Genomic DNA, 12,464 nt, shown 5'->3' with positions numbered 1-12,464 from the left:
GGCGGAGAGGCGAGGCTCAATCGCCGCCGACGGCGGTTCCAGGTACGGCGCCCCGCGCGGCCACGCCCTTCACGAGCAGCGAGGGATCGACGCGCGCGTCGCGCCACACCATGCCCCAGTGAAGATGCGGGCCCGTCGCCCTTCCCGTCTTGCCGACGGCGCCGATGGTCTGGCCCTGCCGCACATGCTCGCCCTGTTTCACATCGATGCGCGACATGTGCATCATCATGCTGATGACGCCCTGCCCGTGGTCGATGAAGACGAGGCCGCCCTCGAAATACATGTCCGGTTCGGCAAGGCGCACGATGCCATCGGCGGGCGCCACGATGGCAGCGCCTGTCGGTGCCGCGACATCGACGCCGTAATGCGGATTTTTCGGTTGGCCGTTATAGACGCGCTGGCTGCCGAAAACGCCGGAGATCGTGCCCTTTGCGGGCCAGATGAAACTTCCGGCAAACCATTCCTCGTCGGTATCGACCGGCCGCGAAGCCGCCTTGAGCGCGACCTCGCGCCTGATGCGCGCCATGGCCTCCGGCGGCGGCGTGACCAGCGCGGGCGCGATGCCCTCGATGCGCTGGATGTTCCAGTCACGCGGCGCGACCGCGAGTTCCATCGTCTCGGTCTTGCCGCCGGGCGCGGTGACGGCGAGCGTCGCGCGCGGCCCATGATCCCGGTCGAAGCCGATGGCGAAGAGCCCGCCCGACGATACCGGTAGCGCCTTGCCGTCGAGCGCGACCCTGGCGCCGGGCTCCGTCCGGCCGATCACGAGCGAGCCCTGCTCGATCGCTCCCTTCAACGTTGTTTCGGCGCGCGCCGACGAGGCCGCGGCGAGAATTGCCGAGACGAGCAGAAGGGCGCGGCCGAGCCTCATTTGTCCGGATGCTTCTGGCGGTAGCGCGTGAGCGAAGCCTCGGGACTTTCGTAAGCCTCCTGCAGGTCGACGCTCCAGTAGCGCAGATCGTCGAGCAGAATGCGATTGCCGGTCACGGCGCAAGTCACATAGGCGCCGGGGCGCACGACATGATATTCGCCGTCGCCATAGACGATTTCAGCCTCGCCACCGCTGTTCATCCTGTCGATCCTGTTCATGCGGCGCACTTTAGCGCGCCCGGCCGTGCTTTCAAAGCGGCTCTAGAGAAGGCTGCCTTGCGGGTCTTCGCCCGCATGCGCTTTCCGGCGCGGAGCGGGCTTCGGCGCTTCGGGCGCGCCGGCGCCACCGACTACGACGCCGAGGCGATCCTTGCCCGAGAATTCGATCTCCAGCGCCTCGCCGGGCTTGCGGCCAGCGGAACCGCGGACGGGCACGCCCTCGGCGGTGCGGACGAGCGCGAAGCCGCGATCGAGCACACGCTCATAGGAATAGGAATCGAGGAGTTTTCCTGCGCTCTCCAGCCGCCTCGCCAGATCGACGAGTTGCCGCCGCTCCGCCACGCGGGCGCGCGCGTCGAGCTGTTCGAGGCGCTTGCGGCCCTCCTCCATCCGGAACCGCAGGACATGCATGGAAAGCCTGCCCTCGATGCGGTGAAGAGCGGCGCGCTTGACCTCGGCCGCGCGGCGGAGCGCCAGCGCGAGCCTTTCGCCGATATGGTCGAAGCGCTGGCGGGGCAGCGCGATGAGATCCTGGAGGCGCGGCAGACCGCGCGCGACGCCTTTCAAGCCGGCGCGGCTTTCCTCGACAAGTCGTCCTTCGGCGCGGATGAGCCTGCGCGCAAGGTCATAGACCGATGCGAGACATTCGGCGCGCACGGGGACCGCCATCTCGGCGGCCGCTGTCGGCGTCGGCGCGCGCCTGTCGGCGGCATGGTCGATCAGCGTCACATCCGTTTCGTGGCCCACCGCGGCGATCAGCGGAATCTCGCTTGCCGCCGCCGCGCGCACGACGATTTCCTCGTTGAAGGACCAGAGATCCTCGATCGAGCCGCCGCCGCGCGCGACGATCAGAAGATCGGGACGCGGGATCGGCCCGCCCGGCGCAAGCCGGTTGAAGCCCGCAATCGCATTCGCGACCTCGGCGGCGGCCGTCTCCCCCTGCACGCGCACTGGCCAGACGATGACGCGGCGCGGAAAGCGATCCGAGAGCCTGTGCAATATGTCGCGGATGACCGCGCCCGTCGGGCTCGTGATGACGCCGATGACATCGGGAAGATAGGGCAGCGGCCGCTTGCGCTCGGCGGCGAAGAGCCCTTCGGCCGCGAGCTTCTTCTTGCGCTCTTCCAGAAGCGCCATCAGCGCGCCGATGCCGGCTGGCTCGAGCTGCTCGATGACGATCTGATATTTGGAACTGCCGGGATAGGTGGTGAGCTTGCCGATCGCGATCACTTCGAGCCCTTCGGCGGGCTTGAAGCGGAGTTTCCCATAGACGCCCTTCCAGATCACCGCCTCGAGGCGCGCGCCCTCGTCCTTGAGCGCGAAATAGGCATGGCCCGAGGAATGAACCCCGCGAAAGCCCGTGATCTCGCCGCGCACGCGCACATGTCCGAAGGTTTCCTCGACCGTCCGCTTCAGCGCGAAGGAAATCTCGCTGACCGAGAACTCATGCACATTGCCGCCCTCCTCGCCGGATTGCGACGTTCTGGTTCTGCCTTTTGCCGTTCCGGCCATGCTCTTTTCTGGACTCGTTCTGATCTGGGTTTGCAACATGGGTCAGGGTTGCCTCACCCCGCGCACATGTTACAAGGAAAACCCTCAAAGCCCACCCTGGACGGGGCGGCTCGTTTCCGGCAGGCAAGAGGTCCGAAGCGCTCGATGAATGTACTCGTTATCGGCTCCGGGGGCCGCGAACACGCGCTGGCCTGGAAGATCGCGGCAAGCCCGCTCGTATCGCGCCTTTACTGCGCGCCGGGAAATGGCGGCATCGCCGAAATCGCGGAATGTATCGACCTGAAGCCTCTCGACTTCGACGCCATCGTCCGCTTCTGCCGCGAGGCGAAGATCGATTTCGTGGTCGTCGGGCCGGAAGACCCGCTCGTCAACGGCCTTGTGGACCGGCTGGAGCGGGAGGGAATCAAGTCCTTCGGGCCGAGCGCGGCCGCCGCGCGGCTTGAAGGCTCGAAGGGCTTCACCAAGGATCTCTGCGCGGAGTTCGGGATTCCGACCGCCGCCTATGGCCGCTTTTCGGATGCCGCGGCCGCGAAGGCCTTTGCGCGCGAGAAGGGCGCGCCCATCGTCGTCAAGGCGGACGGGCTCGCCGCCGGCAAGGGCGTCATCATCGCGGAGACGGCGGCCGATGCCGAAGCCGCGATCGACGAGATTTTCAGCGGGCGCTTCGGCGCGGCGGGCGCCGAGGTCGTGATCGAGGAATTCCTCGAAGGCGAGGAAGCGAGCTTCTTCGCGCTCTGCGACGGGGAACATGCGCTGGCGCTTGCCACCGCACAGGATCACAAGCGCGTCCATGACGGGGATCAGGGGCCGAATACGGGCGGCATGGGCGCTTATTCGCCAGCACCGGTTCTCACGCCCGATCTCGTCGAGCGCGTCATGCGCGAGATCATCGAGCCCACCGTCCAGGCCATGAAGAAGCGCGGCACGCCCTTCAAGGGCGTCCTCTTCGCCGGGCTGATGATTACGGAAAAGGGCCCGCAGCTGATCGAATATAATGCGCGCTTCGGCGACCCCGAGACGCAGGTGCTGATGACGCGGCTCAACTCCGACATTCTGCCCGCGCTCATCGCCACGCATGACGGCACGCTCGACAGGGTCGCTCTCGAATGGAAGGACGACGCGGCGCTCACCGTCGTCATGGCGGCGAACGGCTATCCGGGCGATTATCGGAAGAATACCGAGATCGGCGGCCTCGATGCCGCGGGCCGGGTGCCGAATGTGAATATCTTCCATGCGGGCACGTGCGTCGAGAACGGGCGCATACTTTCGACCGGCGGACGCGTCCTCAATGTCACCGCGACGGGCGCGACGGTGGCGGCGGCGCAGGAATCAGCCTACCGGGCCATCGCCCTCATTCAGTGGCCGGACGGCTTTTGCCGCAGCGACATCGGCTGGCGCGCGATAGAACGCGAACGGCAGACGGCCTGACGATGGATTCTTGAATTGCATTCAGCATACGAATAATGTCACTGACAGGGAGGATGAGGCCATGAGTAACGGGGCCGCCAGCGACAATGGCGCACAGCCGAGCCGGCAGGAACAGTTTTCCGGCACGAAGGAAGTGGCCGAAAGTCACCGCTTCGACGTCGCCCGGCTCGAAGCCTACATGGCCGCGCATGTCGAGGGCTTCAAGGGCCCGCTGACGGTCAACCAGTTCAAGGGCGGCCAGTCCAACCCGACCTATCAGCTCGTGACGCCTGCGCGCAAATATGTGCTGCGCCGCAAGCCGCCGGGCAAGCTCCTGCCCTCCGCCCATGCGGTCGATCGCGAATACAAGGTCATCACGGCGCTCAACAGCGTCGGCTTCCCGGTTCCGCGCACCTATTGCCTCTGCGAGGATGACAGCGTCATCGGCACGGCCTTCTACATCATGGACATGGTGGAGGGCCGCGTGCTCTGGGAGCCGCTGCTCCCCGCTCAGGACCCGGCGACGCGCTGGAAGATCTACGATTCGCTCAACGAGACGATGGCGCGTCTTCACATGGTCGATTACGAGGCCATCGGCCTTGGCGACTTCGGCAAGCCCGGCAATTACTTCATGCGCCAGATTTCGCGCTGGTCGAAGCAATATGTCGCATCCGAGACGGAAACCATCGTCGAGATGAACCGGCTGATGGAATGGCTGCCGGAGAACGTGCCACAGGACGATTCGACCTCCATCGTTCATGGCGACTATCGGCTCGACAACACGATCCTGCATCCGACGGAGCCGCGCGTCATCGCCGTGCTCGACTGGGAGCTTTCGACGCTCGGCCATCCGCTCGGCGATTTCACCTATAGCTGCATGCAATGGGTGATGCCCGGCCAGGGCACGGGCGGCGGCACGGGCTCCATCGCCACTGCCGACCTCAAGAGCCTCGGCATTCCGACGCTCGAGGAATATATCCGCATGTATTGCGAGCGGACGAACCGTTCGGGCATCGACAATCTCGATTTCTACTTCGCCTATAATTTCTTCCGCCTCGCGGGAATTCTGCAAGGCATTGCCGGACGCGTTCGCGACGGCACGGCATCGAGCGAGCACGCAAAGCAGATGTCGCAGAATGTCCGTCCCCTTGCGCAGGAAGCATGGAAATACGCCCAGCGCGCGGGCGCCCGGTAGCAGTAAAGGATCAGTACAAAGATGAGTTGGTTGCGTCATGGCTTCGAGATCAACACGGACAAATCGAAGCTGGACCGAGAGTCGATCTTGCGAATGCTCCGCGCCACCTATTGGGCAAGCGAAGTTCCGCCCGAGGATCTGTGGACGAGCATCGTGAATTCGCGCGCCTATGGCATGTATTCCCCCGATGGCGAGCAGGCCGGATTCGCAAGGCTCGTCACCGACACGACGCGATTTGCCTGGCTGAGCGACGTCTATGTGCTGCCCGTCCATCGCGGGCGGGGCCTTGGCAAATGGCTCGTCGACACCGTCCTCGCCGACCCCGCCATAGAGAAGGTCCGCCGGATCATGCTCAACACGAGGGACGCTCAGGTCCTTTACGAGCGGATCGGCTTCACCACGCTCCAGGGCGAGGAAGCGGCGGCGACGATGCAGCTTCTGCGGTGAGGGGCCGAGGCCCCTCCCCTTCACGAGCATGGGCGACATGGCGCCGCCCGTCGGCTAGACTTCGGATCGCCTATCTTCCATCCGCCATGCGCATCCGGTCATGAACACTTCAGGCGAAATCAGAATCGCGGTCGCGGGCCTCGGCCAGCGCATTTCGGTCGTCATCCGCAACCTCCTCGCCGCGGCGCCGGGAGCGCGCCTTGTCGGCTATGTGGATCCGGAGCCCTACGGCCTGCCCTCGCTCGCGAAGCGCGGCATCGAGGCCGGGCCGCAATTCGCCGATGTCGAGACGATGCTTGCACGGACGAAGCCCGACCTCCTTATGGTGGGCTCGCCCAATCACCTTCATCTCGGGCATATTTCGGCCGGGCTCGCGGCGGGCGTGCGCGTCTTCACCGAAAAGCCCATCGTGCGTACCGAGGAGGAAAGCTGGGCGCTGGCGCGGCTTCTGCGCGCCCATGGCGAGGAGGCCATACTCGTCGGCCTCGTCATGCGCTCATCGCCCCTTACCCGCGCCGTCGCGGCGGCGCTCGCCGACGGCCGGCTCGGCACGCTCATCAGCATGGAAGGAAACGAACATCTGCACCCCGAGCATGGGGCCTTCCTCATGCGCGACTGGCGGCGGCGGCAGCAATATGGCGGCTCGTTCCTTCTCGACAAATGCTGCCACGACTTCGACATCTACCGCATGTTCATCGGCGCCAATCCGGCGCGCGTCGCAAGTTTCGGCGGGCGCGCGATCTTCACGCCGGGCCATGAGGAAATGACGGAACGGCGATACGCCGACGGCGCTTCGGCCTATTCGGTGTGGCGGCCGGGCTGGAACACATCGGCAGAGACCTTCTCCTCCGATGCCGACGTCACCGACCATCAGGTCGCCATCGTCGAATATGAGAATGGCGTGCGGCTTTCCTTCAGCGCGAACACGCATGCGGGGCTGCCGCAGCGGCGATGGCTCTTCATGGGCACCAATGGCGCGCTCGAAGCCGACCTCGTGAGCGACCGGGTGCAGTATCGCGACGCGCTGGGCCTTGCCCCCGCCGAGACGATCGCCGTCGAAGAGGGCTCGGGCGGCCATGCCGGCATGGACCCCGCCATGGGCCGCGACCTCGCCGCCCATCTCCTCGAGGGCAAGCCCTTCCCCGTCAACGCGCATGACGCGATGGTGGCCGGCCTCACCGTCATGGCGATCGACCGGGCGATGCGGGAAGGCTCGGTCGTCGATTGCCGCCCGCTCTGGGAACGGCTCGACCGGGAGATGGGACGCTAGGGCAGCCTCAGGCGCTTTTCCCGCGCGCCTCGATCGGCCAGATGTCAACGAGCGTGTCGCCGCGCACGACATGGTAGCAATCGTAGAGATTGACCGTGGGGTCGCAATGCGGCGTGATCGCGGTCAGGGCCGCGCCGAGCGGCAGGGATGCGCCCTTGGGCAGCGCGATGCCGCCCTGCTCGTCGCCGAAGAAGAAATAGACCGAACCTTCCGGCGCGCCGGATGAAAGCACGGGCGGCGCGGCGTCGGTCGAGAACGCCTTGAAGCCCGCATCGGTCGTCGCGAGGTTCGGCGTGTTGTTGGAAACGACGCTCATCTGTACAAAGAGCGATGTCTCGAAGGGCATGGGCGCGCCGTTCGCTATCGGCACGTCATTATACTGCTTGTCCATGAAGACATAGGAGCCGCCCTGAAGCTCGGTGAGGACGTGCGCCTCGGGGTCGATATTGTAGCTCCCCGTGCCGCCGCCCGAGACGATATCGACCGGCAGCCCCCTGGCGCGAAAGGCATCGCGCGTTTCGGCGAGGAGCTTCATCGCGGCGAGCGACTTTTCGCGGCGGTCGGCGAAATCCTCGATATGCATGACATGGCCCGCATAGCACTGGATGCCGCGAAGCTCGAGCCATTCCGAGCCATGGATCTGCTCGCCAAGCGCGAGAGCGGGCGCGCCGGGCGCGATGCCCGTGCGGTGCAGGCCCGGATCGAGATCGACGAGCACCTTGAGCTTTCTGCCGGCAGCGGCGGCCGCGGCAGCGAGCGCTTCGGCATTGAGCGGATTGTCCACCGCCACCATCAGGTCGGAGACCTTCGCGTTCAGCGCCATGAGGCGGGCGATGCCGCCCTCGCTCACCACCGGCGAGGTGAGGAGAAGGCTCCCGATGCCCCCTTCGGCCATCGACTCGGCCTCGCCGAGCTTGGCGCAGCACTGGCCGACGGCACCGGCCTTCATCTGCGCCTTCGCGATCGCCACGCTCTTGTGCGTCTTCGCATGCGGACGGAGCGCCAGCCCGTTGCGGCGGCAATGCTCGGCCATGGCCGCGACATTTCGCTCGAAGCGGTCGAGATCGAGGACGAGTGCGGGCGTCTGAAGCCTGTCGCGCGAGCCCGGTTTGCCGATCAGCCCTTCATTCACGAAACGGCCGGCCATGATCATCCTCCCCCTGCCCATCTGCGAAAGAGGCGTCATCCTAGCGGGCGGCGCGAGTTACGCAAACGGTGCGACAGCGGCGGCCATGACTTTGCGCCGGGCCTGGTGTATGCGAATAGGGATCGTCGACCGGACAGGGGGACGGCCGGGCGAAACACACCACCCGGCCCGCTCGGAATGGCAGCGAAGGTAAACGAAGCGTCGCAGCAGAAGGGCCCGGCCGCGGACAAGCGGACGCTCATTCTCGATTCCGCCTTCGACCTCTTTCGCCATTACGGCTACAGGCGCACCTCGATGGAGGACATCGCCCAGGCCGCGAATGTCGCCAAGGGCACGCTCTATCTCTATTTCAAGAGCAAGGACGAGCTTTTCGAAGCGCTGGCTCGCCAGCTCGGCGAGCGCATCGAGGCGAATCTGAAGGCGGCGGCGACGCGCGACACGGGCGCAGAGGACAAGATTTTCGCCCTTCTCGACGCCAAGCTCGGCTTCATCTACCGCTGGGTGCTGTCGAGCCCTCATGCGGCGGAATTCATCGATTCGAAGCACAAGCTCTCCGGCGACGTCTTCGAACCGGTGGACCGCAGCTTCCGCTCCGCGCTGGCCAAGGCCCTGAAGGAAGGGGTCAGGTGGGGCGAGTTCGACCCCAAAGCCGCCGGTTTCAGCCTCGATGCCGCCGTCGACACGCTCGTGGCGGCCGCCCATGGCGCCGAATGGGGGGCGCGGGACGAGGCCGATTTCCGCGACCGGCTGCAGCGCATCGTCCGGCTCGCCCTCCGGGGCCTGCGCCCGCTCCCGCGCGAGCGAAAATAGCCCCCGCGATCTGCCTCTAAGCCGGTCTCGCAATCTTGACATGCCCCAGGGGCACGCCTATCTGTTTTCCCGGTTGTTAGCACTCACCCCTAGCGAGTGCTAACAATCCATAATCCACAAAAGTTTCCCGCGAAATTCGCGGTTCCGAAACAGGAGCAGACAGAAATGAAATTCCGTCCTCTGCATGACCGCGTTGTCGTCAAGCGCGTCGAGGAAGACACCAAGACCGCCGGTGGCATCATCATTCCCGAGACGGCCCAGGAGAAGCCCTCCCAGGGTGAAGTGCTCGCGGTCGGCCCGGGCGCCCGCACGGACGAAGGCAAGATCCTCCCGCTCGACGTCAAGGTCGGCGACCGGGTCATCTTCGGCAAGTGGTCGGGCACGGAGGTCAAGATCGACGGCCAGGAGCTGCTGATCATGAAAGAGTCCGACATCATGGGCATCGTCGAAGGCGCCAAGAAGAAGGCAGCCGCCGAGTAAGGCTCGCAAACCGGCGAACGGTTGGCGGGCTTTTTTCGTGCCCGCACCGCGATCAGATCTGAACTCAAGAGGAACAAGAGACCATGGCTAAGGAAGTCAAATTCGGCCGTACCGCACGCGAGAAGATGCTGCGTGGCGTCGACATTCTCGCCGATGCGGTGAAGGTGACGCTCGGCCCGAAGGGCCGCAACGTCGTGATCGACAAGTCCTTCGGTGCCCCCCGCACCACGAAGGACGGCGTGACGGTGGCCAAGGAGATCGAGCTTGAAGACAAGTTCGAGAACATGGGCGCCCAGATGGTGAAGGAAGTCGCCTCGAAGACGAACGACGTCGCTGGCGACGGCACCACGACGGCGACCGTTCTCACCCAGGCGATCGTGCGCGAAGGCGCCAAGGCGGTGGCCGCCGGCCTCAACCCGATGGACCTGAAGCGCGGCGTCGAGCTTGCCGTCCGCACCGCCATCGAGGACCTCAACAAGCGCTCCAAGAAGGTCAAGTCGAACGACGAGATCGCGCAGGTCGGCACGATTTCGGCCAATGGCGAGCGCGCCATCGGCGACATGATCGCCGAAGCGATGTCGAAGGTCGGCAATGAAGGCGTGATCACGGTCGAGGAAGCCAAGTCGCTCGACAGCGAACTCGAAGTCGTCGAGGGCATGCAGTTCGACCGCGGCTATCTCTCGCCCTATTTCATCACCAATGCCGACAAGATGGTGGCCGAGCTTGAAGAGCCGCTCATCCTCCTGCACGAGAAGAAGCTGACGAGCCTGCAGCCGATGCTGCCGATCCTCGAAGCGGTTGTGCAGTCGGGCCGTCCGCTCCTCATCATCGCCGAGGACATCGAGGGCGAGGCGCTGGCCACGCTCGTCGTCAACAAGCTCCGTGGCGGCCTCAAGGTCGCGGCCGTCAAGGCGCCGGGCTTCGGTGACCGCCGCAAGGCCATGCTCGAGGACATCGCGATCCTCACGGGCGGCCAGGTCATCTCCGAAGAACTGGGCATCAAGCTCGAGAACGTGACGCCCGACATGCTCGGCAAGGCCAAGCGCGTCCACATCACGAAGGACGACACGACGATCATCGACGGCGTCGGCAAGAAGAAGGACATCGAGGCTCGCGTCACGCAGATCAAGCGGCAGATCGAAGAGACGACGTCCGACTACGACAAGGAGAAGCTGCAGGAGCGCCTGGCGAAGCTCGCGGGCGGCGTTGCGGTGATCAAGGTCGGCGGCTCGACGGAAGTCGAAGTGAAGGAGCGCAAGGACCGCGTCGACGACGCGCTCAACGCGACCCGCGCTGCCGTCGAGGAAGGCATCGTCCCGGGTGGCGGCACGGCGCTTCTCATGGCCACCAAGGCTGTCGCGAAGCTCACGAGCGACAACACCGACATCCAGGCGGGCATCAACATCATCCGCAAGGCTCTCGAGGCGCCGATCCGTCAGGTCGTCGAGAATGCGGGGATCGAAGGCTCGATCGTGGTGCAGAAGGTTCTCGAAGCGAAGCAGCCCAACTGGGGCTTCGATGCGCAGAACGAAGAGTACTGCGACCTCGTCGCCACCGGCATCGTCGACCCGACCAAGGTCGTGCGCACCGCGCTGCAGAACGCAGCTTCGGTCGCGAGCCTCCTGATCACGACGGAAGCCATGATCGCCGATGCGCCGAAGAAGGACACCGGCGCGCCTGCCATGCCCGGCGGCATGGGCGGCATGGGCGGCATGGGTGGAATGGACTTCTAAGAAGCCCACACCCGACGCTACGGAAACGGAAGGGCCGGTGGAAACACCGGCCCTTTTGCATGACCGTCACGGCGAATTGAGGTGCAAGGCCGGGCGCCGAGCCGATAGTCTCGTGCCAACGACATATTCGATGGGGACGGGACGATGGATTTTTCCTTTTCGGAGGCTGACGAAAAGTTCCGCATGATGGTGCGGGACTTCTTCGAGAACGAGTACCCTCGCGAGATCGTGGAGAAGATGGCGCGCGGCCACTCGCCCGCGAAGGAGGATTATCAGCACTCGGAACGCGCGCTTGCCGCGAAGGGCTGGCTCGCCGTCAACTGGCCGAAGGCGGATGGCGGCACGGGCTGGACGGCCAACCAGAAATACATCTTCGACGAGGAGCTTGAACGCGCGGGCGCGCTCAATGTCGTACCGATGGGCCTCCTCTATGTCGGGCCCGTCATCTACACATTCGGCACGGAGGAGCAGAAGAAGCGTTGGCTCCCCGGCATTCTCGACAGCACTGTCTTCTGGGCGCAGGGCTATTCGGAGCCGGGATCGGGCTCGGACCTTGCCTCTCTCCAATGCGCCGCCGCGCGGGACGGCGACGAATATGTCGTCAACGGCACGAAGATCTGGACGAGCCTCGCGCAGCATGCGGACTGGATCTTCTGCCTCCTGCGCACCGACAATTCCGGCAGAAAGCAGGAAGGCATCACCTTCCTCTGCATCGACATGACCTCGCCCGGCATCACCGTGCAGCCGATCATCACCATCGACGGCAAGCACTCGCTGAACAGCGTCACATTCGAGAATGTCCGCGTGCCGGTCGAAAACCGCATCGGCGAGGAAGGCAAGGGCTGGACCTATGCCAACTACCTCCTCGGCCATGAGCGCACGTCCTATGCCCATGTCGCGGGCAAGCGGAAGCAGCTTGCGGATATCCGCGCGACGGCGGAGGCGGCCGATGCTGGCGGCGCGCGGCTCATCGACGACGCGGCCTTCCGCGCGAAGCTCGCAAGCCTCGAGGCGCGGCTCGACGCGCTCGAACTCACCGTGCTGCGCGTGCTCGCAACCGTCGCCGAAGGAGGCGCGCCGGGCCACGAAGCCTCGATCCTGAAAGTGATCGCGACCGAACTCGCGCAAGACATCACCGAACTCGGCATGGAAGCCCATGGCCCCTATGCCATGCCTGCCTTCCCGGATTCGGTGGCGCCCGGATGGGCGGGCAACACGCCGCTCCCTGCCGATGCGGCACCGGCCGTCGCGCGCTATCTCGGCGCGCGGGCGCAGTCGATCTATGGCGGCTCGAACGAGATCCAGAAGAACATTCTGGCAAAGCGCGTGCTCGGCCTGCCTTGAGCGGAGTTCAAACTTAGCCGCGCATCTCTT

12 protein-coding genes are annotated in these 12,464 nt (G+C 65.2%); 8 read left to right on the top strand and 4 right to left on the bottom strand.

Annotated elements, in window-relative coordinates; genetic code table 11:
* Window positions 1–16: 16 nt before the first annotated feature.
* The 3 genes from WBG82_RS00120 to xseA are packed head-to-tail and all read right to left on the bottom strand — an operon-like array spanning window position 17 to window position 2,601.
* On the bottom strand, window positions 17–871 hold the full coding sequence (locus tag WBG82_RS00120; protein WP_424419946.1) for a M23 family metallopeptidase: 855 nt from the start codon (window positions 869–871) through the stop codon (window positions 17–19).
* Complete coding sequence (locus tag WBG82_RS00115) at window positions 868–1,089, bottom strand: DUF2093 domain-containing protein (protein ID WP_424419944.1); 222 nt, start codon at window positions 1,087–1,089, stop codon at window positions 868–870. Before WBG82_RS00115 ends, WBG82_RS00120 begins: the two co-directional genes overlap by 4 nt.
* Before the next feature lie 42 nt (window positions 1,090–1,131).
* Window positions 1,132–2,601, bottom strand: a complete 1,470-nt coding sequence (xseA, locus tag WBG82_RS00110) for an exodeoxyribonuclease VII large subunit (RefSeq protein ID WP_424419942.1) — start codon at window positions 2,599–2,601, stop codon at window positions 1,132–1,134.
* A 144-nt stretch (window positions 2,602–2,745) separates the two neighbouring features.
* On the opposite strand from xseA, the gene purD reads away from it, so the two are divergent.
* From purD to WBG82_RS00090, 4 genes are all read left to right on the top strand, one after another.
* The gene (gene purD / locus WBG82_RS00105) at window positions 2,746–4,029 is read left to right on the top strand and encodes a phosphoribosylamine--glycine ligase (protein ID WP_424419940.1); all 1,284 of its coding nucleotides are present in this window, start codon (window positions 2,746–2,748) and stop codon (window positions 4,027–4,029) included.
* 61 nt (window positions 4,030–4,090) lie between these two features.
* Window positions 4,091–5,203: a phosphotransferase gene (locus tag WBG82_RS00100; RefSeq protein WP_424419938.1), complete on the top strand. Its 1,113-nt coding sequence runs from the start codon at window positions 4,091–4,093 to the stop codon at window positions 5,201–5,203.
* Between the two features lie 21 nt (window positions 5,204–5,224).
* On the top strand, window positions 5,225–5,650 hold the full coding sequence (locus WBG82_RS00095) for a GNAT family N-acetyltransferase (protein WP_424419936.1): 426 nt from the start codon (window positions 5,225–5,227) through the stop codon (window positions 5,648–5,650).
* Between the two features lie 100 nt (window positions 5,651–5,750).
* Window positions 5,751–6,920, top strand: coding sequence for a Gfo/Idh/MocA family protein (locus WBG82_RS00090; RefSeq protein WP_424419934.1), 1,170 nt, complete (start codon window positions 5,751–5,753; stop codon window positions 6,918–6,920).
* 7 nt (window positions 6,921–6,927) lie between these two features.
* Here the strand turns inward: WBG82_RS00090 and WBG82_RS00085 are convergent, their stop codons facing one another.
* Window positions 6,928–8,067 carry a DSD1 family PLP-dependent enzyme gene (locus WBG82_RS00085; protein WP_424419932.1) on the bottom strand — a complete coding sequence of 380 codons (1,140 nt, stop codon included), beginning with the start codon at window positions 8,065–8,067 and terminating at the stop codon, window positions 6,928–6,930.
* A 177-nt stretch (window positions 8,068–8,244) separates the two neighbouring features.
* On the opposite strand from WBG82_RS00085, the gene WBG82_RS00080 reads away from it, so the two are divergent.
* The 4 genes from WBG82_RS00080 to WBG82_RS00065 all read left to right on the top strand — a co-directional run bounded on the left by WBG82_RS00080 (window position 8,245) and on the right by WBG82_RS00065 (window position 12,434).
* Window positions 8,245–8,877, top strand: coding sequence for a TetR/AcrR family transcriptional regulator (locus WBG82_RS00080; protein WP_424419930.1), 633 nt, complete (start codon window positions 8,245–8,247; stop codon window positions 8,875–8,877).
* Between the two features lie 165 nt (window positions 8,878–9,042).
* Complete coding sequence (gene groES / locus WBG82_RS00075; protein WP_324297195.1) at window positions 9,043–9,357, top strand: co-chaperone GroES; 315 nt, start codon at window positions 9,043–9,045, stop codon at window positions 9,355–9,357.
* A gap of 83 nt (window positions 9,358–9,440) precedes the next feature.
* Window positions 9,441–11,090, top strand: a complete 1,650-nt coding sequence (gene groL, locus WBG82_RS00070; RefSeq protein WP_424419928.1) for a chaperonin GroEL — start codon at window positions 9,441–9,443, stop codon at window positions 11,088–11,090.
* Window positions 11,091–11,234: 144 nt separating this feature from the next.
* Entirely contained in the window at window positions 11,235–12,434 is a 1,200-nt protein-coding gene (locus tag WBG82_RS00065; RefSeq protein WP_424419926.1) for an acyl-CoA dehydrogenase family protein, read from the top strand.
* Window positions 12,435–12,464: the final 30 nt, after the last annotated feature.

This window comes from Parvibaculum sp., assembly GCF_049671045.1.
GTDB lineage: Bacteria > Pseudomonadota > Alphaproteobacteria > Parvibaculales > Parvibaculaceae > Parvibaculum.
The sequence above is the reverse complement of the archived record's forward strand: the minus strand, read 5'-3'. Positions and strand labels throughout refer to the sequence as shown.

What these genes read in the sequence shown, in the direction of transcription:
- WBG82_RS00100 (WP_424419938.1), top strand. Translation starts at nt 4,091, where the DNA reads ATGAGTAACGGGGCCGCCAGCGACAATGGCGCACAGCCGAGCCGGCAG.
- groL (WP_424419928.1), top strand. Translation starts at nt 9,441, where the DNA reads ATGGCTAAGGAAGTCAAATTCGGCCGTACCGCACGCGAGAAGATGCTG.
- WBG82_RS00085 (WP_424419932.1), bottom strand. Translation starts at nt 8,067, where the DNA reads ATGGCCGGCCGTTTCGTGAATGAAGGGCTGATCGGCAAACCGGGCTCG.
- WBG82_RS00080 (WP_424419930.1), top strand. Translation starts at nt 8,245, where the DNA reads ATGGCAGCGAAGGTAAACGAAGCGTCGCAGCAGAAGGGCCCGGCCGCG.
- WBG82_RS00115 (WP_424419944.1), bottom strand. Translation starts at nt 1,089, where the DNA reads ATGAACAGGATCGACAGGATGAACAGCGGTGGCGAGGCTGAAATCGTC.
- groES (WP_324297195.1), top strand. Translation starts at nt 9,043, where the DNA reads ATGAAATTCCGTCCTCTGCATGACCGCGTTGTCGTCAAGCGCGTCGAG.
- WBG82_RS00090 (WP_424419934.1), top strand. Translation starts at nt 5,751, where the DNA reads ATGAACACTTCAGGCGAAATCAGAATCGCGGTCGCGGGCCTCGGCCAG.
- WBG82_RS00120 (WP_424419946.1), bottom strand. Translation starts at nt 871, where the DNA reads ATGAGGCTCGGCCGCGCCCTTCTGCTCGTCTCGGCAATTCTCGCCGCG.
- purD (WP_424419940.1), top strand. Translation starts at nt 2,746, where the DNA reads ATGAATGTACTCGTTATCGGCTCCGGGGGCCGCGAACACGCGCTGGCC.
- WBG82_RS00065 (WP_424419926.1), top strand. Translation starts at nt 11,235, where the DNA reads ATGGATTTTTCCTTTTCGGAGGCTGACGAAAAGTTCCGCATGATGGTG.
- xseA (WP_424419942.1), bottom strand. Translation starts at nt 2,601, where the DNA reads ATGGCCGGAACGGCAAAAGGCAGAACCAGAACGTCGCAATCCGGCGAG.
- WBG82_RS00095 (WP_424419936.1), top strand. Translation starts at nt 5,225, where the DNA reads ATGAGTTGGTTGCGTCATGGCTTCGAGATCAACACGGACAAATCGAAG.